The organism is Spirosoma sp. 209, assembly GCF_002006735.1.
Classification (GTDB): Bacteria; Bacteroidota; Bacteroidia; order Cytophagales; family Spirosomataceae; genus Spirosoma; species Spirosoma sordidisoli.
This window is the reverse complement of sequence record NZ_MVEC01000019.1, coordinates 165,616-184,535: the sequence shown is the minus strand read 5'-3', so window position 1 is coordinate 184,535 and position 18,920 is coordinate 165,616. Positions and strand designations below refer to the sequence as shown.

Annotated in this window: 14 protein-coding genes and 1 tRNA gene; 3 read left to right on the top strand and 12 right to left on the bottom strand. The window is 56.2% G+C overall.

All coding sequences use genetic code 11. The annotated features are described in order from the left end of the window. Positions 1–300: 300 nt before the first annotated feature. Entirely contained in the window at positions 301–2,646 is a 2,346-nt protein-coding gene (locus B1C80_RS24015) for a carbohydrate binding family 9 domain-containing protein (protein WP_077923756.1), read from the top strand. On the opposite strand, the gene lpcA is transcribed toward B1C80_RS24015, so the two are convergent. Together lpcA and B1C80_RS24005 are read right to left on the bottom strand one after the other, a co-directional pair. After that, on the bottom strand, positions 2,643–3,215 hold the full coding sequence (gene lpcA / locus B1C80_RS24010; RefSeq protein WP_077923755.1) for a D-sedoheptulose 7-phosphate isomerase: 573 nt from the start codon (positions 3,213–3,215) through the stop codon (positions 2,643–2,645). The genes B1C80_RS24015 and lpcA overlap by 4 nt on opposite strands. A gap of 97 nt (positions 3,216–3,312) precedes the next feature. After that, positions 3,313–5,127 carry a hypothetical protein gene (locus tag B1C80_RS24005; RefSeq protein ID WP_077923754.1) on the bottom strand — a complete coding sequence of 605 codons (1,815 nt, stop codon included), beginning with the start codon at positions 5,125–5,127 and terminating at the stop codon, positions 3,313–3,315. A 134-nt stretch (positions 5,128–5,261) separates the two neighbouring features. On the opposite strand from B1C80_RS24005, the gene upp reads away from it, so the two are divergent. Further along, the gene (gene upp / locus B1C80_RS24000) at positions 5,262–5,909 is read left to right on the top strand and encodes a uracil phosphoribosyltransferase (protein WP_077923753.1); all 648 of its coding nucleotides are present in this window, start codon (positions 5,262–5,264) and stop codon (positions 5,907–5,909) included. A gap of 90 nt (positions 5,910–5,999) precedes the next feature. On the opposite strand, the gene B1C80_RS23995 is transcribed toward upp, so the two are convergent. From B1C80_RS23995 to cysM, 4 genes are all read right to left on the bottom strand, one after another. Then, positions 6,000–6,641: an outer membrane lipoprotein carrier protein LolA gene (locus B1C80_RS23995; protein WP_077923752.1), complete on the bottom strand. Its 642-nt coding sequence runs from the start codon at positions 6,639–6,641 to the stop codon at positions 6,000–6,002. A gap of 132 nt (positions 6,642–6,773) precedes the next feature. Next, positions 6,774–9,344: a DNA translocase FtsK gene (locus B1C80_RS23990; protein WP_077923751.1), complete on the bottom strand. Its 2,571-nt coding sequence runs from the start codon at positions 9,342–9,344 to the stop codon at positions 6,774–6,776. A gap of 379 nt (positions 9,345–9,723) precedes the next feature. After that, positions 9,724–10,764 carry a quinone-dependent dihydroorotate dehydrogenase gene (locus B1C80_RS23985; RefSeq protein ID WP_077923772.1) on the bottom strand — a complete coding sequence of 347 codons (1,041 nt, stop codon included), beginning with the start codon at positions 10,762–10,764 and terminating at the stop codon, positions 9,724–9,726. An 89-nt stretch (positions 10,765–10,853) separates the two neighbouring features. Next, the gene (gene cysM, locus B1C80_RS23980) at positions 10,854–11,726 is read right to left on the bottom strand and encodes a cysteine synthase CysM (protein WP_077923750.1); all 873 of its coding nucleotides are present in this window, start codon (positions 11,724–11,726) and stop codon (positions 10,854–10,856) included. A 241-nt stretch (positions 11,727–11,967) separates the two neighbouring features. Here cysM and B1C80_RS23975 point away from each other — a divergent pair, with 241 nt between their 5' ends. Further along, the gene (locus B1C80_RS23975) at positions 11,968–12,420 is read left to right on the top strand and encodes a LytTR family DNA-binding domain-containing protein (protein ID WP_077923749.1); all 453 of its coding nucleotides are present in this window, start codon (positions 11,968–11,970) and stop codon (positions 12,418–12,420) included. Between the two features lie 47 nt (positions 12,421–12,467). Here B1C80_RS23975 and B1C80_RS23970 read toward each other — a convergent pair whose 3' ends face one another. The 6 genes from B1C80_RS23970 to B1C80_RS23945 all read right to left on the bottom strand — a co-directional run bounded on the left by B1C80_RS23970 (position 12,468) and on the right by B1C80_RS23945 (position 18,909). Beyond that, positions 12,468–14,174, bottom strand: a complete 1,707-nt coding sequence (locus B1C80_RS23970) for an AMP-binding protein (protein ID WP_077923748.1) — start codon at positions 14,172–14,174, stop codon at positions 12,468–12,470. 137 nt (positions 14,175–14,311) lie between these two features. Further along, a tRNA-Arg gene (locus tag B1C80_RS23965) sits at positions 14,312–14,383 on the bottom strand. Between the two features lie 73 nt (positions 14,384–14,456). Next, positions 14,457–15,143 carry an NUDIX hydrolase gene (locus B1C80_RS23960; RefSeq protein WP_077923771.1) on the bottom strand — a complete coding sequence of 229 codons (687 nt, stop codon included), beginning with the start codon at positions 15,141–15,143 and terminating at the stop codon, positions 14,457–14,459. 168 nt (positions 15,144–15,311) lie between these two features. Further along, on the bottom strand, positions 15,312–15,974 hold the full coding sequence (locus B1C80_RS23955) for a hypothetical protein (protein WP_077923747.1): 663 nt from the start codon (positions 15,972–15,974) through the stop codon (positions 15,312–15,314). An 84-nt stretch (positions 15,975–16,058) separates the two neighbouring features. Continuing rightward, positions 16,059–16,931 carry a phosphodiester glycosidase family protein gene (locus tag B1C80_RS23950; protein WP_077923746.1) on the bottom strand — a complete coding sequence of 291 codons (873 nt, stop codon included), beginning with the start codon at positions 16,929–16,931 and terminating at the stop codon, positions 16,059–16,061. A 235-nt stretch (positions 16,932–17,166) separates the two neighbouring features. Then, complete coding sequence (locus B1C80_RS23945) at positions 17,167–18,909, bottom strand: DUF885 family protein (RefSeq protein ID WP_077923745.1); 1,743 nt, start codon at positions 18,907–18,909, stop codon at positions 17,167–17,169. Positions 18,910–18,920 lie beyond the last annotated feature (11 nt).

The window sequence follows — 18,920 nt, the reverse complement described above, 5'->3', positions numbered from 1 at the left end:
GCGGTGGCAGCTTCGGGGGCTTTGGGGGCGGCAGTTTCGGGGGCGGTGGCGCCGGTGGCGACTATTAAGCTACAGACATACCTGCCAGCGCAGTGATATAGAGGTTCTGAACACGGCCGATCATAGCCCTTGCCGGCTGGCCAGCGAGCGCCTTTTTCCTGATACATCCTACGGCAATGAACCGAACGCTGGCATCCGCCAGGCGCCCTGCTTTTCATCCAATCAGGCAACCGTTCGGCGAAAAAGTACCCTACGCATAGCCGCATGACCTTATTTTTGGCGCCTGCTTAATCTGCGTTTATGGTTCTTTCTTTACGGCGCTATACCCTTCTCCTTTTACCTTTTTATACCCTGGCCCAAACGAATCCGGATATAGCCAATACGGCTCAGTCGGATACCGTTCGGGAAGAGGCCCATACCAACAACCGGGGTGGGCAGGCCGTCATTTTTGCCCCACCCACGCGTCGTCGCAGCGTAGAGGCCGTTGAGGTCGGCACCCGATTACGAATTGACGGTCGGCTTGACGAGGCTGAGTGGCAGCGGGCGCGCCCCATCCGCCGGTTTGTTCAGGTAGACCCGCAGCAGGGCCGGGCCGCCACCTTCGATACCGAAGTTCGTGTGCTGTTCAACCGCCAGTATCTGTACATAGCCGCTGTTAACCGGGATACGGCTGGTCGGCGATCATTACGGACGCCCAACTTTCAGCGTGATTTTCAGTCCAGAGCCCACGACTTCTTTGGCATCACCTTCGATGGGTTCAACGACCGCCGGAACGCCATGGCGCTCATGACCAACGCCTACGGAACCCAGCGCGACCTGCTCAGCTTTGATGATATCCTATACGACACCGATTGGGATGGCCTCTGGAAGGTACGCACTACCCGAACCGACTCGGGCTGGGTGGCTGAACTGCAGATACCCTGGCAAACGCTCCGGTATCCGCAATCAACGGATTCGACCCAGACCTGGGGTATCAATTTTTTCAGAAACCGACGCGCCACGAACGAGCTGTCGGCCTGGTCGGCGTTTCCGCGGGCGTTCCCATCGGGGCTGCGCATGGAGTATGCCGGGCAGGTAACCGGTCTCAAACCACCCCCACCCCGCCCCAACGTTCGCGTTCAGCCGTACGTACTCCTCTCCGACGATGCGTATAACGGCTCCGAAACCAGTAACAACCGCACCACCCGCCTGAAACTGGGGGGCGATATAAAATGGGCCATCAACACCAGCACCGTTCTCGACCTGACGTTCAATACCGACTTCGCCCAGGCCGACGTAGACCGGCAGGTCAACAACCTGACCCGCTTTTCGGTGCTGTTTCCCGAACGGCGGGCTTTCTTTCTGGAAAATGCGAGTCTGTTCGGTGCCGGGCTGTCGGCAGTAAACGGCTTGGGGGAGGGGGGCAGCATGGGCATTCAGCCGTTTTTCAGCCGGCGCATCGGCCTGGCGACCCTGCCCGACGGCACCAGCGCCCCCGTACCCATCGATGCGGGTGCGCGGTTGGTATACCGATCGCTGGAGCGTAACTATGGCGGCATGCTCATTCGACAGCGCGGCATCACGGGCAGCCCCGCTACGGATTTTCTGGTGGGCAGGTATGTCGAAAACGTGGGAAAACAGAACCGGATTGGCGTTTTGGTCACGGGAAAAAACGCCCACGCCACCGACACGACCGACAGCCGACAGGATGGTACAGTCGCGATCGATGGCTTTTTCCGGCTCGGTCAGTCGCTCAATTACAGTGCGATGCTGATCGGAACCCAGTCGTCCGAATCGTCGCCGGCCAAGGGCGGTGGGGCGGGTATGGCAGGCTACAGCCAGTTTTTCTACCGCTCCAACCAGATAGTTGGCTGGCTGACCCAGACCGTTGTGACGCGAAATTTCAACCCGGCCATGGGCTTTGTTTCCCGCTCCGATGTGATCTCGAATTCGTTTGGCGGGTTTCTGGTCAACCGGGCCAGCTGGCTGCCGAAATGGGTACGCAACTTCGAGCCGGGCGCGTTTGCCGAGCTGTATCACAAAGCCTCTACGGGCTATCTGCAGGAAGCACAGTGGAACCTGAACCCGATCTGGTTCACCTTTCAGAACGCGGGCAATTTCGGCCTGTTCGTAAACCCTACGTTCCAGCGACTTGACGATGGCGATTTCCGCCCGCTCGGTCTCGCGATCGCATCGGGAAAGTACCGCTATGTACGGTATTCGGTTCTGTTCGGTAGCGATCCGTCCCGGCGGGTATCGTACAACCTGACGGCTGAAACCGGGCGTTACTATGACGGCCGGCTTAGCTACGGCCGGGCGTCGCTGATTCTGGCCCCTGTTCCGCACGCGGCCTTCACCCTGAGCAGCGAGCTAAACGAGTTTCGTAACGTAGGCGGCTATACCGGCACCATTGCGCTCTACAGCATCCAGAACCGGCTGGCCGTAAACCCCCGCCTGCAACTGATCAGCTTTTTCCAGCGCAATACCTTTACCGACCGAAACGTCTGGAATGTTCGACTGGCGTGGGAGTTTCAGCCCCTGTCGTTCCTGTACCTGGTGTATAACCGCGGAGTCTACGCCGGTTCGGTAGCGTCGGCCGACGGACTTATAGCCCGGCAGCAGGAACGGCATCTGATCGGTAAAATCTCGTATCTGAAACAGTTTTAGACGACCTGTTTTTCGATGAGCAGGATGAACAGGTGAATCACCTTGATGTGGATTTCCTGAATCCGGTCGGCATAGCCAAAATGAGGCACCCGAATCTCGACATCGGCCTGCCCGGCCAGTTTACCGCCGTCTTTACCGCTCAGCAACACCACCTTCATGCCTTTCTGGCGGGCGGCTGCTACGGCCCGGATCACGTTGGCCGAGTTGCCGCTGGTGCTGATGCCCAGCAACACATCGCCCTCGTTGCCCAGCCCTTCGATGAAGCGCGAGAACACGTATTCGTAGCCGTAATCGTTACTGACGCAGGAAAGGTGGCTCACGTCAGAAATGGCAATGGCGGCCAGCGACCGGCGGTCATCGCGGTAGCGGCCCGACAGTTCTTCGGCAAAGTGCATCGCGTCGCAGTGGGAACCGCCGTTGCCGCACGAAATAATTTTTCGTCCGTTTTTCAGAGCATCGCCCATGAGCCGGGCAGCCTGCTCAATAGCCAACAAATGATCAGGGTTAGCTAAAAAGGTATCTAAGACTGACTGGGCTTCGGTCAGTTCCTGGCGAATCAGGTCAAGCATCAGTGTACAGGTTCTGTTTCCAGTGTAACTGGGGTAGTAAGTGACCCCAAAGTTGAGCACTCTTCTCGGAAGCAGGAAACAGAATACCGAAAACTTCTTAAAAGACCCAGTTCCGATACGGCAGATTCCAGCGGAGGGCCAGGCTCGCTACCTGGCTGGTATAGCTGTAAGGGCGGTACTGGCTGTCCTGATAGCGATACAGGAAGCGGGCATCCAGAAAGACATTGTGCCGAACCATATACGAAGCCCGCAGGTCGGCGTAGGTAACGATGGTCTTGCGCCCCTGCCCGATAAAGTTTCCGTCTTCACTGACCCGGTCCGTATAGTCGAGCAGGATATTACCCCCATAATTGCGACTCGGTCTTCCATCAGGCTCAACATCCGGCGGATCTGTTCCGAAGGTCATCAGTCCAAAAATACCGTTAACCGACAAGCGTTTGCGCTGATACCGGGCAATGAACAACTGCTCAATGAAGTTAGCGCCCAGCGGATGAGCCAGCGGCTGGCTAAAGTGGGCGTAGTTGGTTTGCCCGGCACTTACCCTCGGCGAGGCTTCGTGCGAGTAGGTATAGGGTCTGGCCAGATTCAGCTCGGCCTGCAGGTCGAGGTTGGGTACCCCAAAAGCGTCGATGTATTTGGCGCCTAGCTGAAAGGCGTATTTGTTGGTCCAGTCGCCATTGCCAGCCCGGAGTGCGTTGATCCGAAATTCATCGAGCATCAGCTGGCCGTAGACCAGGTAATGCGACAGGAAATTGGCTTTGAAGTCGATACCCAGCAGCGCATTATCAGCACTCCCCTGCCCCGACTCCACATACCGGTACAGAATAATCGGGTTTAGGTAATTTAGATCGATCCGGTCGCGGCTGAATACCGTGGCCTCAAAAACACCCACGTTGATATGGTCATTGATATTGACGCTCAGGTGGTGCATGGTGGCAAATTTGGGCGGAATCAGCCGATCACCCTGCGGCAGGGGGGCCTGGGTGTTCAGCAGATGCGAGAACAGGTTGGTGTACTGAATCCGGCGGCCAAAGCGGGTCGAGAACTTGGCAAAAAGTGCGGGCGGGCTGTTGTCCGACAGGAAGAGCGAACGAAACCCGTTGCCAAAAAAATTGCGGTCGTGCCCAAACTGTATGTTGATAATTTTGAGTGCGTCGAAGGTAATGTACCCCCTGGCCGACAGGTAATCGACTCCGTTCTGCCCAAACCGTTTGATGAAACTTTCGCCCGGAGCCGACCCCTCTATGCCGTTGTCGCGGCTATATCGGTCGCCATAGCGCTGGATGTATTCCGGAAAAATGACCTGGTTGTCCGAAAAATAAGTGTAGAAGCCTAACTTCTTGCCAATCGTTCCGCGCACTTCCAGACCGCGGGTGTTAACAAATAATTCCTGGCGACCGCCGGGTTGTCCGGCTTCTACGGCATATCGATAGTTGACATTCTCCAGCCCCAGGCCCAGATTGAAAACCGGGTTGACATGCAGGTCGAAATCGGGCGTTTGCAGACTGTAGAAATCGGCTTTTTTACGGTAAAAATTTTTCAGGAACGGTTTACGGCTATCGCCGGGCCCGGCGGGCGGCAACAAGTGGCGCGTAAAGGGGTCGGGGTTCAGCGAATCGATTGAGGAACCCGCCAGTTCCCAGCTGTCATCGCGCAGGTAATCGTAGTTAAAATAATCGGTATCTGACAGTTCACGGGTGGGGTGAGCAGCCAGACTATCCGTCAGGCGGATGATACTATGCCGGTTATACGGCTTTACGGAACTGTGAAATCCTTCGGCCCATCGGTTCTGACGAATCTCCAGTCGATCAATCAGATGATAATAATCTGTGTTGAGTGGTACAAACGGACTTTGTGCCCAAACTGAAACAGAAATGAATAAAAAAAAGAAAACGTAAACGATACTACGCATGCATGTTACCGGCTATCGGTCGTTCTGGCTCTCGCTCATGTTCACATTTGACCGTATGAACGGTCAAATTAAACAAATGGCTTGGATATACGACAAGCATCCGGCTAATTTACGCCAAAAGAACCCCCTTCGCCATGTTCGTTTTTACGCAGCAACCCTCGTTAGCTAACCAGTACATAGCCGAACTTCGTAACGTATCCATTCAGCAGGACCGGTTGCGGTTTCGGCGGAACCTGGAGCGGCTCGGCGAGCTGATGGCGTACGAAATCTCGAAAACGCTTTCGTATCATAACGTTGCGGTACAGACGCCCTTAGGTACGGCAAACACACAGGTAATCCGGCAACAGCCGGTGTTAGCCACGATTTTACGGGCTGGCCTGCCGTTTCACCAGGGGTTTACGAACTATTTCGATCAGGCCGAGAACGCATTTGCCGGGGCCTATCGGGGCTATACGCCCGGCGAAGAAGACACCTTCGAGATCGCGATGGACTATATCGTTAGTCCCGACCTGAGCGGAAAAACCCTTATCCTGTGCGACCCGATGCTGGCCACGGGCCGTTCCCTCGAAAAAGTGTACCATGCCTTACTACGCTACGGTATTCCGGCGCAGACCCATATTGCAGCTGCCATTGCCAGCCCCGAGGGAGTCCGTCATGTGCAGCGTCAGTTACCCCAATGCCACCTCTGGCTGGGTGCCATCGACGACCATCTGAACGAGCATGCCTACATTGTGCCCGGCCTCGGCGACGCGGGCGACCTGGCCTATGGCGGTAAGGTATAGCCGAAAAGCCAGCGGGATGGGGGCCAATGAACGTCGCAGTAGCACGCTCATTGGCCCCCATCCCGCTGGCTTTTTACTCAGGTGACGCGCCTATCGAAGATCGACAACTTCAACGCCGGGGTGGCGGGCTTTGTCGAAAACGAAGTAGCTATCGGGCACGTTGACGTTGGGCGTGAACTTCGTAATCGAGTAAGTCGTGCGCTTGCCGTCTTTGTTAATGATTTCCCAGTTGCGCACCGACTTATCAGCTTTGTCGACCGAAATCTGCACCGTAGCAATCGGACTTTTCTTCCGGTTGGGGGTCAGTTCTATCACTTCCAGCGTACGCCCGCCCTGCTTCTGCTCTTTCAGGAACCGATAATCGAAGCCGCGCTTGTAGATCGTGTAGATCTGCGTAGGGTTCAGCTCACTGGTGGCGCTGGCGTCATAATCCTGTACGTTTACTTCGTTCGTTTCTTTCACGTAGGTCGACATCGTCTTGCCGTCGGTGAAGACCTCCTGCCCGCCCAGCACCAGCCGAAACTTATCGTTCTTAACGGTCAAATCACCTTTGTACGAATCTTTGGCACCGCCCCCCACGCTGGCGTAGGTGAAACTGGCCTGGTATGATTTCAGGGCCTGGTATTTCTTGCTCATCGCGTCCAGAATGGTCTGCGCCCGCTTATCTTTCTGAGCCATGGCCGGTAGGGTAAGAACCACGACCAGACTCCATATAAATGCTATTTTTCTCATTGGGTATACGTTAATCAGGGATGCAGGCAGCCGCCTATGCCGGCCACCTGTATAGGCATTAGATCAAACAAATGGACAAACGTTTAACTGTAGGTCAGGTACGGTTTTACGGTACCGGCTTACCAAATGTACTTACTCGCCCTTCAGGCGTTTTAGCATCTCTTCGAGCGTTTGCAGGTCGGTTACGAGCACATCGCGGGCTTTACTTCCTTCAAACGGTCCAACAATACGGGCCGCTTCCAGCTGATCAACCAGCCGACCGGCCCGGTTGTAGCCAAGTTTGAGTTTGCGCTGGATGAGCGATGTGCTGCCCTGCTGGTGGATAACGATAAGCCGGGCGGCCTCATCGAACATAGGATCCCGGTTGTCGAGGTCCACGTCTTTGTCGTCGCCTTGCCCGCCATCGTCGCCGACAAACTCTGGCAGCACATACGCATCGTCATAACCGCGCTGATTGCCGACAAATTCACAAATATCCTCAATCTCATTCGTATCCACGAAGGGGCACTGCAACCGGATAATGTCGGAGTTGGACGACAGCAGCATATCGCCCATCCCTACCAGCTGTTCGGCCCCGCCCGTATCGAGAATGGTCCGCGAGTCGATCTTCGACGTCACCTTAAACGACAGACGCGCCGGGAAGTTAGCCTTGATCAGACCCGTAATTACGTTGACCGATGGCCGCTGCGTAGCCACGACGAGGTGGATACCAATAGCCCGGGCCAGCTGAGCCAGGCGCGCAATGGGTTGCTCTACCTCTTTACCCGCCGTCATCATCAGATCGGCCAATTCGTCGACGATCAGCACGATGTAGGGCAGGAAGCGATGCCCTTTTTCGGGGTTCAGCCGCCGTTTCACAAACTTGGCGTTGTATTCTTTCAGGTTTCGGCAGCCGGCATCTTTGAGCAGGTTATACCGGTTGTCCATCTCGATACACAACGAGTTCAGCGTATTGACAACCTTTTTGGTGTCGGTAATGATCGACTCCTCCGCATCGGGCAGTTTAGCCAGAAAATGGCGCTCGATCTTGTTGAACAGGGTTAGCTCCACCTTTTTGGGGTCGACCAGCACCAGCTTGAGCTGCGACGGATGCTTTTTATAGATCAGCGATGTCAGCAGTACGTTCAGCCCAACCGACTTCCCCTGTCCGGTAGCCCCGGCCATGAGCAGGTGCGGCATTTTAGCCAGGTCGGCCACGTAGATTTCGTTCGAGATGGTCTTACCCAGCACAACCGGCAAATCGAACTTACTGTTACTGAACACATCGCTCATCACCACCGAGCGCATGGACACCATCTCCCGATTCTTGTTCGGCACCTCGATACCAATAGTACCCATCCCCGGCATCGGCGCGATGATCCGGATGCCCAGCGCCGAGAGGCTGAGGGCAATGTCGTCTTCCAGACTTTTGATCTTGGAAATCCGTACGCCTTTGGCCGGCACGATCTCATAGAGGGTGACGGTTGGTCCGATCGAAGCCTGAATCGAGTCAATTTCGATACCGAAGTTTCGCAGGGTTGTCTCGATACGTTCTTTGTTGGCCGTCAGCTCATCGTCCGACACCGACGCTTTCCGGCTATTGGCATATTCGGTCAACAGGTCGATGGTTGGGTACTGGTATTGGGGCAGGTCGAGCGTTGGATCATACAAACCATGAACCGCTACCAGATCATCTTCCTCGAACGGGTCGGGCTCGTAGGTGGGCGCGGGCGTCGCTGCGAGTTCATCGGCAGGCTCCTGGTCGGCGACGGCGTCGCGGTTCTTGATCGTCAGCGTTACCCCGGTCGATTGGGCAATGACTTCGGGAGCCGCCGGTGGTTCACTGACGGGTTTGGGAGCCGATACCGGTGCTACGGGAGCCGGTGGTACGGGGGCGCTGGCCACGGGAGCCGGTACCGGTGGTTGCTCTTCTTCCTCGTCCAGATCGGCTTCGGCCTCAGCCTCGTCCACTTCGGTGTCCTCAAAGGTCTGCAGGGTATCGTCGGCGTAGGGACGAACGCGGGAGGGGTTTTTCCGGGAGAAATCGGGTAGCCGGATCTTGCTGACATCGAAGAAGTAAACGACGAAGAAAAACAGCATGAACCCGATGAAGGCCAGGTTGCCCCAGCCAAACAGGCTGTATAGAGCCACGTTGACTTCGTACCCGATACCCCCACACCAGACACTGGCCGTTTCGGCCGAGTCGGTTACCAGCACCACGTATCCGATGATCAGGCTGGTCCAGACCGCGGCAAAGAGCAGACCGATCGTAGCCCGGTTCAGCGGCACCAGCTCCTGCCGAAACACCAGTTTATAGCCCGACAGAAACACAATCACGGGCAGGGCCAGCGCCCCTACGCCAAACCAGCGAAACACGAAGGCATGAGCAACCGAAGCGCCCACCAGCCCGAGCCAGTTCCGGGTTTCGCTACCCGACTCAGCCAGGGGTCGCGACAGCGCTGAGTCAACCGCACTCTGGTCAGCGTTGCCATGAAGCAGATACGATACAAAGGCAAACAGCAGGCCACCCGCCAGTCCCATCAACAACACCCCCAGCGTCAGGGTCGAACGTTGATCGGTCAGCCAGCGGTCCAGAGCAAGGCCCCAGTTAAATGACGATTTGGGTCGGGGGCGGCTTCCCGATTCACCAGTGCGCCCGGCCGGACGGGGCTCAGGAGATCGGCGAAGCGTATTCTGACGGGGTGAAGTGGTCGGTTGGGCCATGCGTTGGGTAGTAAGGCTGTGTCGGCAGGGGTAAATTTCCGCCTTTTTAACGAAAAATTATGAACTAGCGCGTGAAAAAGGAGTCTACGGTAGAGACGCGACCCATCGCGTCTCTTACGCGCCAGCCAGACCGTCTCCTACACGCTAGCCCAACCGTCTCTTACGCGCCAGCCAGGCCATCTCCCACACGCCATTCCAACCCTACATAACCGCCTGGTAACTAGACCAAACTAGATCTGTCAACCCTAAAAACCACAAAACTTATTGACAATCAGAAGCGGCTGAAACGAGGTGGCTGGGGTAGCCGATGCAAGAGGGTGTTATGTTGTTACTGACGCCTGTAGAGACGTAAAGGGTTGCCGTAACGACGGACCGGTCTCTACAGGAGGCCGCGGTTGATTCGTTTGGCCAGGGCGGGGCCTTCGTAGATGAAGCTGGTGTAGACCTGTACCAGGCTGGCACCGGCGTCTAGTTTCTCGCGGGCGTCTTCGGCCGAAGCAATCCCGCCCACTCCGATGATTGGAAAGGTGCCGCCCGACCGCTCGTGCAGATACCGAATCACGGCCGTAGAGCGCTCCCGCAGCGGTTGTCCACTGACGCCCCCCGCCCCGATCTGCCCGACCTGAGCGGCATCCGTGACGAGGTTGTCGCGGCTGATGGTCGTGTTAGTGGCAATAACCCCCGCAATGCCGGTTTCGGCCACGATAGCGATGATATCGTCCAGCTGGCCGTCGGTAAGGTCGGGGGCAATTTTGAGCAGAATCGGTTTGGGCGCCGGTCGCTGCCGGTTTTCGGTTTGCAGGGCTGTCAACAGATTCGTCAATGGTTCACGTTCCTGCAGGTCGCGCAGGCCGGGCGTATTGGGCGAACTCACGTTAACGACAAAGTAATCGACGGCATCGAACAAAGCCCGGAAGCCCAGCAGGTAATCGTTCAGTGCCTGCTCGTTGGGCGTATCTTTATTTTTACCAATGTTGCCGCCTACGATGACCCGTCGGCCACCCCGGTTCGCCGAAAAATGACGCAGCCGCTCAGCCGCTGGTCCTGCTCCTTTGTTGTTAAAACCCATTCGGTTGATCAGGCCCCGATCGGCTTTGAGCCGAAACAGGCGCGGACGCGGATTACCGGGTTGCGGCCGCGGAGTTACCGTGCCGATCTCGACAAAACCGAACCCCAGATCGCTCAACTCGCTGACCAGTTCGGCATTTTTGTCGAAGCCAGCCGCCATCCCCACCGGGTTCGGAAACGTCAGGCCAAAAACGGTTCGCTCCAGGCGCTTGTCTTCCAGCACATACAGCCGTCGGCACAGGGCCGACAGCCCCGGAATAGCCAGCGCAAACTTCAGGATTGACGTAACGGTATGGTGAATCGTTTCGGCATCGAACCGAAACAGCAACGGCAGGATAATACGGGTATACATGGCTACAAAGGTACCGAACTTACGGCCAACCGACGAAGGGTCGGGGCGGTAAGCCACCTTTTTTACCCATCCTGCCTGGCAAAACCGGCCTACCCGAACAAGCCCGACGAGAGATACCGGTCGCCCCGGTCGCAGATGATGCAAACAATGATGCCCGACTCCAGCTCCTGGGCCAGCCTGATAGCCGACCATACGCAGCCGCCACTACTCATCCCGGCAAAGACCCCTTCTACGTTCGCCAGTTTGCGGGTCATGTCGGTCGCATCGTCGGCCGACACCTCGATTACCCGATCCACACGCTGCGGCTCAAAAATACGCGGTAAATACTCGACCGGCCATTTTCGGATACCCGGAATCGACGAGCCATCGGTCGGCTGGCAGCCAACGATCTGTACGTTCGGGTTTTGTTCTTTCAGGTACCGCGACGTACCCATAATGGTACCGGTCGTACCCATCGACGAAACGAAGTGGGTAACCTGCCCATTCGTATCGCGCCAGATTTCGGGGCCGGTTGTCCGGTAGTGAGCCAGGTAGTTGTCGGGGTTGGCAAACTGATTCAGCATGAAATACCCCCCTTTTCTGACCTGCTCGTCGGCATAGTCGCGGGCGGCTTCTATGGTTTCGGTCAGGATCACGCGGGCGCCGAAAGCCTCCATGGTCAGCACCCGTTCGCGGGTTGAATTTTCGGGCATAACCAGCTCAATCTCGATATCATAAAGCCGGGCAATCATTGCCAGGGCAATACCGGTATTTCCGCTGGTGGCTTCGATGAGTTTGATACCGGGTTTCAGCTCACCCCGCTCCAGCGCCCCCTGAATCATGCTGGCTGCGGCCCGGTCTTTCACGCTGCCGCCGGGGTTATTTCCTTCTAGTTTACCGTAGAGTTGTACGTTGGGATTTGGATTCAGGCGATCTAACGACACCAGGGGCGTGTTACCGACCAAATCAAGCAAAGTAGCCATGCGAACTGATTTATTCTTGTGTTCTAGTCAAGGCTAAAGCGGCTCAATTAGTTCGCCAGCTATCGTTACTACCCGGCGGCATCCTCGTAGCCCGGGCTTATTTAATAAATTTCGGCGCTGGCTAATGGCTTGACAGTGAATTTTGTGTAAACTTGTTTGACAGTGTGCGCGCAACGTACCGAAAGGTCAGTTTGCGTTACCATCCTGTCTATTTATTCACACCATCTTATTGAATAGTATCATGAAATCAACCTTGTTGACCAAGCCGCTGACCAAAGCACATGTCGAAGAAATTGCCGGTCAGTTTGAGATGCCTGATTTGACCCTGCCGTTCTGGGGGTACCGCAAAAAAATGCCGATGCATCGGATTGTCCGGCTCGAAGGCGAAGGCAATTACACCGTTTTTCACTTTGCCGATGGCAGTCAGCTGATGGTGTCGCTGACGCTGAAGAAGATGGAGAGCCGGCTCTCATCGAAAGTGTTCGTGCGACCGCACAAGAAGAACATCATCAACCTGCTGTATCTGGAAGGTATTCACCCTGACCAGCAGCAGTTGAGCGTAAGCCTGATCAACGGGCATCGCGTAGAGGTGTCGCGCCGGAAAGCCAGCCGATTCATAAAACAGGTAAAGGGCTTTCAGCAGGAGCTCGTAACCCTCTCTGACTTCAGGACCAACAGCCGCCTGGCGGCTTAATAGACAGGGGTTTAGCCAACCAGAACGGTGCTAAACCCCTGTTTCTTTTATTTGGCCTGTTTGGCCATTTCTTCATCACGCAGCGGCCGGCGCAGAATCTTGCCAACGTTCGACTTCGGCAGCTCATCGCGGAACTCAATCATCCTCGGGACCTTATAGGGTGTCAGGTTCTCGCGGCAGTACGCTTTTATGGTCTCGGCGGTCAGGGCCGGGTCTTTCCGGACCACGAAAATCTTGACCACCTCCGTCGACTTAGGGTCTGGTACGCCGATACAGGCCACCTCCATAACGCCGGGACACTGAGCTACTACGTCTTCGATCTCGTTGGGGTATACGTTGAAACCCGACACCAGAATCATGTCTTTTTTCCGGTCAACGATTTTGAAGAACCCATCTTCGTTCATCACGCCCACATCGCCGGTTTTGAACCAGCTGTTCAGCATCGATTTAGCCGTTTCTTCGGGGCGGTTGTAGTACCCGCTGAACACCTGCGGCCCCCGCGCCACAATTTCGCCGGGTTCGCCGATGGAAGCGTCGGTACCGTCTTCGCGAATGATTTTCATCTCGGTGCTGGGCCAGGGAATCCCGATCGTACCGACGCGCACCGACCCATCGATCGGGTTCGACGACAGCACGGGTGAGGTTTCGGTCAGGCCGTAGCCTTCGCAGGGGGTGTTACCGGTCAGCTTGGTCCAGCGTTCGGCAACCACCGTTTGCAGCGCCATGCCGCCCGCCGAGGTTACGCTCAGCCGACTCCAGTCTACCTCGCCAATGCGCGGATGATTCAGCAGGCCGTTGTAAAGCGTATTGACGCCCGTAAAGGCCGTAACCTTGTATTTTTTCAGGTCGTCGATAAAGGCGTTCAGATCGCGCGGGTTTGTAATAAGCAGGTTCATAGCCCCGCTTTTCAGGGCCGCCAGCGCGTTGGTTGTCAGCGCATATACGTGATAAAGGGGCAGAGCCGCGACGATAATCCCCTGTCCATCGGGTACGTTGCCGGGCGCCATCCAGACGTGCTGACATTCTACGTTCGAGATGATATTCCGATGGGTCAGCACAGCCCCTTTCGAAACGCCTGTGGTGCCGCCGGTGTACTGCACAAAAGCCATGTCCGTATTCCTGACGTCTACCGGCCGGAACGGCTGCCGACTGCCCCGGCTCAGCGCATCGCCAAACGAAATGGCGGCAGGCAGGTTAAAGGGTGGCACCAGCTTCTTGACGTATTTTACCACCGCGTTCACGATCTGCTTCTTGGGGAAACCCAGCAGATCGCCAAGACTCGTTACGACAACGTGTTCGATGTCGGTTTTGTCGAGAATCTTTTCCAGGTTGGCGGCAAAATTGGTCAGGATCACGACGGCTTTGGCCCCCGAATCCTTGAACTGATGCTGCATTTCGCGGGGGGTATAGAGCGGATTGGTGTTGACCACGGCCAGCCCGGCCCGCAGCGCCCCGAACATAGCCACGGGGTATTGCAGCGTGTTGGGCATCTGAATAGCAATTCGATCGCCCTTCTGCAAACCGAGGTCATTCTGCAAAAACGACGCAAACTGCAGCGACAGCTTATCGAGTTCGGCAAACGTAATCTGCTTACCCATACAGGCATATGCCGGTCGGTCGGCAAACTTCCGGAACGCTTCTTCCATCATAGCTCCCAAAGACGGGTAGGCATCCGGATTTATCTCATGGGGTACGCCTTTAGGGTAAAAGCGACGCCAGGGATATGCATTTATTTCTGTTGACTGCGTATCCATGTGAAGTGGGCTTATTTGGTAGTTCAACAAAAATAAAACGAAAGCAGGAAATCTTTGTTCTGTTTCGGGAATATACCAGCAGTGACAAGGCCATAAAAAGCAAAAACCGCCGATTGTGTCGGCGGTTTTGCGGCTTGTGCTCCCGAAGGGACTCGAACCCCTATCGTCGGTACCGGAAACCGAAATTCTATCCATTGAACTACGGAAGCCTATAATCCCCGGTTTGGGAGTGCAAATATAATAGATTAGTCGACTAGAGCGCAACCCCGACCCGGAAATTCTTTACAACAGCTTCATGGTTTCGTAGTCGCCGACGTGCTGGAGGTACAGAAAATGGATCAGCAGGCCGTTTACATTGTTGACCAGTTTATGCGCTTCGGGCAGGGTAGTTACCGCCGTGGTGATCCGCTCAAACTCCGATGCGTTACCCATGTCTTTGTGGTGGAAAGCCATGATCTGATCACGGGGCAGCTCGCGCTCGATGTAGAAGAAATGCATGGCTTCGTCGCTGGTGCCGGTGCTGGGAAACCAGAGCCGGGGGTTCAGTTTGGTCAGGTCGGCGGCTGTGGCTTCCAGACCGATTTCCTCGCCCAGCTCGCGGGCGGCTACCTCGTCGGGGGCGTCGTCGGCATCGACCATACCGGCTGGGTGTTCGTAGGTATGCGAGCCGTCGGAGATGCGTCGCTGGCGGACGAGTACCACAAATTTTTCGCGGGTGTCCTGGTCAATCAGGCAAACCAGCACCGAGGCTGCGTGGCCTTTCAGAAACAGCGCGGGCGGGATCTTGTCGCCTTCGGGGGTGTCGGCATCTACCTCCAGCATGGCAAACAACACTTCGCCGTTGTGACGGTGGCGGACGTAAAAGTCTTTTACCTCGTTTATGGTCAGCCCGTTACTTTCCATCTGGCTTTTCCAGAAACGGAATTTCGGTGCGTCCTGAATGGCTTCCAGCCTGCGTTTATCACTCATAACAATATCCATCGGCTGACCCTATGCACATGGCCAGCCAATCGGGTAACCGCAAGTTAGCGAGGTTGGTTGTGAAAACAGCCCGTAACGCGCGTTTACGGGCTGTTTTAAGAGAACAGAAGGTCATTTGACTGGTAGCGCCAGACTCCGCAGGTACCGGCCAACGAGCTAGTTTACCTTCAGGCGGACTTTACCGTCGGTCAGTATGATCTCGTCTTTTTTGTCCTGTTTCTTATAGCCATTGCCTTCGGGGTCGATGTCCGAATCATAGCCCGATGCCTTGGTAATGGCTTTATCTTCCATCTTGTTGATCAACCGGCCCATACCGCCGAAGACCGTAGCCGTGGCTTTTTCTTTCCAGTAAGTGCCGGCCAGCTTACCGCTGAACGTAGCCTCCAGAAACCCGTCGGTACCGAGTTTGACACTGATGGTTTCGTCGTTATTCTGCGACTTACCCACGTGGTATTCCATGCGGGGCTCCCGGGTTTCTTCGACGTATTTGATGATGGCAATGCCTTTGTACTTGCCGAAATCTTCGTACTTCTGCCGGTTTTCCTTCGTATCGGGCTTGTCGGCATCAACAACCAGGTAGGTACCGGACTCGAGCGCATCGCGCCGGTCGAACGTACCGAGCCAGATGCGGAGCGATTTGTCGGGCTTGACGGCGTTGGCCGTAACCCACCAGTAGTTGCCGACCCGAATTCGGCGAGGCTGCGTCGTATAGTCTTTCCCATCGACCTTGACGCTGAGCGTATTGTCATTCGCAATTTTTTGGCCGATGGCGGCTACAGCCGTCAGGAGAAAGCAGGCCAGAACATAAACCGTTTTCATCGCACTTGTGTGATTGGGCTATCTTATTTCCCATAAACGTAGGAAAATAAGGTAACCTGTTCCTCACCCTTTTGAGTATGCGGTTTATCGGATCAGAATTACATTACTAACGGCCCGTTCGCCGGTATGAATCCACTGCTTACTGTCTGACGGATAGTTCACAACGCCCTGTTCGGACACTTGCTTTACACCCGGCAAATCGGGCTGGAGCCAGAGCGTCGTTGACCCGCCCCCGTCCAGATTGATCGCGTCGCGGCAGCCGAGCCAGCGCATCAGCCGGGTTAGCTCGTGGAGGTTCATACCCTGTGCGTTGGCGTTGCGCCCGTCGACCGTGGCCAGCACCAGCCGTCGGCCAGGGCCCAGGCAAAGGCAAGTCCGCGGATGGCGATTGTCGTTGAAGGCATTCTTCGCCAGCGGATTCGGCTGGCCGTTCTGGAGCAGCAGCGGGCCGGTTGTCATTACGTTCTCGTCGGGAAGCTGACGATCCCAGCCAGGCTGGTTGCCGCCGTGTACGATACGCACCCGGTTTCGATCAATCGTTATGGCCGACTGCTGATGCTCGGGCATGCTCTTGCCCGACAGCCGGGTGGTATCGATCAGCCGCCCGTCTATTTTGATCAGATCGACCGAGCCTCCCTGCTTCACATCGAAGAACGTCCCGTTCAGCGCTACCAGCGCCCGGTCCCGTTTCCCAAACCAACTCGTTGGCTTCAGGCTGTCGCCCGCCGATCCGAACGCTACAACCGGCCGTCGGCGTCGGTTTTTGAGTACCACCAGGTTGACATTCTGCTTTGACCCAAACAAACTGTCGAACTGCGCTTCCTGCCAGCGGAGGTGCCGGGTCAGGCGCGTAGTACGCCAGCGGGCCTTCGTCACCTGGGTCGAATCGGAAGTTGGCTGGGCATACAGGCTGGCGCTAGTTACCAGCCACATAACGAAAAAGAGGTTGTTTTTCATGATCGGTTGAGATTCAGTTATTGACCTGGGCAGGCCTGAAGGGTTGTTTGGGTCGTTCGTATGATATTAATGGCCCTCGCTTATTTACAGTGTTTGGCATACCGACTTCAGGAGGCATCGTAAAGCACGGTTGCTCAACGTGGAAGCTCCGGGCTATCAAGGGGCAACTGTAAGTTCATACCCTGCTTCGTGGAGCCAATGATCAGCGCTGGCATCCATGCCAGTCTGTAACGGGTTACTTCCTGGCTTTCTGAATATAGTCCGCCACTACCTGTTCCAGAATAGGCAGCGTAACGGTACCCTGCCCGAGTAACGCATCGTGAAACTGGCGGATGTCGAATCGTTCTTTCAGGGCCGCTTCGGCCTGTTTGCGCAGTTGTTTGATTTTCATCTCGCCGGTTTTATAAGCCAGCGCCTGCCCCGGCCACGAAATGTACCGATCAACCTCGGTACGGACTTCGTGGAGCGAAAGCGCGGTGTTTTCGGCCATAAACTGCATAGCCTGCTCGCGCGACCAGCCTTTGGCGTGAATACCCGTGTCGACCACCAGCCGACAGGCCCGCCACATCTCATAGGTCAGTCGGCCAAAGTCGCTGTAGGGATCGGTATAGAACCCCATTTCGCGGCCGAGCCATTCGCAATACAACCCCCAGCCTTCGCCAAACGCGTCGACATACAGAAACCGCCGGAATACGGGCAGGTTGGTCAGTTCTGCCGATAAGGCGGTTTGCAGATGATGGCCCGGTACGGCTTCGTGCAACGTCAGCGCTTCGAGCGTGTAGAGCGACCGGCTGGGCAGGTTGTAGGTGTTGACCCAGTATTGACCCGCCGTTGTACCGCCCAGCGGAGCGCCCACGTAGCGGCCAGCCGTATATTTTGGCGCTATGGCATCCGGCACCGGCGATACGCCATAGGGCTGGCGCGGCAACCGACCAAAGAAAGCAGGTAGCTTATCGTCAGCGCGTTTGGCAATGTAGCTCGCTTCGCGCAGGAGCTGACCGGCGGTTTTCGGGTAAAACTGCTCACTGGTTCTGAGAAATGTCAGAAAGTCGGCAAACGAGCCAGTGAAGTCGGTTTTGGCCATGACCGCATTCATTTCGGCCCGGATTCGGGCTACTTCGGCCACCCCCGTCTGGTGAACCTGGTCGGGGGTCAGGTCAAGGGTAGTATAATACCGCACCCGTTCCCGATAATAGGCTTCGCCGTTGGGTAGGGCATTCGCGCCCAGCGTAGTGCGCAGGTTGGGCAGGTAATCGGCGTCCATAAAGGCGCCGAACTGACGGTAACCGGCAACGGCTCCGTCCATAACCGCCTGACGACCGGCTTGCTTCAGCCGTTCCCGATCAGCAGCCGAAAAGGTGGCGGGCATCCGCTCAAACGGTTTGTAAAAGACCGAACTGGCCGGATCGCTGACGATGTGCGCCTGGTAGGTCGTCTGGTAGCCTTCCATAACGGCCCGGGGCTGGGTCATGCCCAGTTTCAGCCCGTCGCGCAGGAGCGCCACCACCTCGGTCATCTGCGCCGGGAAACCCATCAGCATCCGTATGTATCGCTCGTATTCGGCTACCGTCTGAAACGGGAGCTGAGCAGGTATGAACGACAGGTCGGTATGCGGGCCACCCTCGGCCAGGAGGGGGTTCAGGTACGTTTTCAGTTTGTAGTCGCTGACGTAACTATCGAGCAGATAGATCAGCAGGCTCGCGTTCGTACGGTTGGCAGCGCTAAGCTGGTGAGCCGGCAGCGCCTTCAGCTCGGTCAGCTTCTGCTGGTAAAAGGCATGTCTTTTCTGAAAAGCGGCTTCGCTGTAGGAGAAAAGCCGATCGGGCGATTGGCCCTGACCGGTCATGACAGCCAGCAAAGGTTCATCGGCCAGCCGGAACGCCCATACATCAGCTATCACTTTCGTTACCCGCTGGTCAGGGGTCTGGGCCCAGGCCGGAAAAGCCAGGCAGAGAAAAAGAAGTAGTCGATTGTACATATACGGTGGTG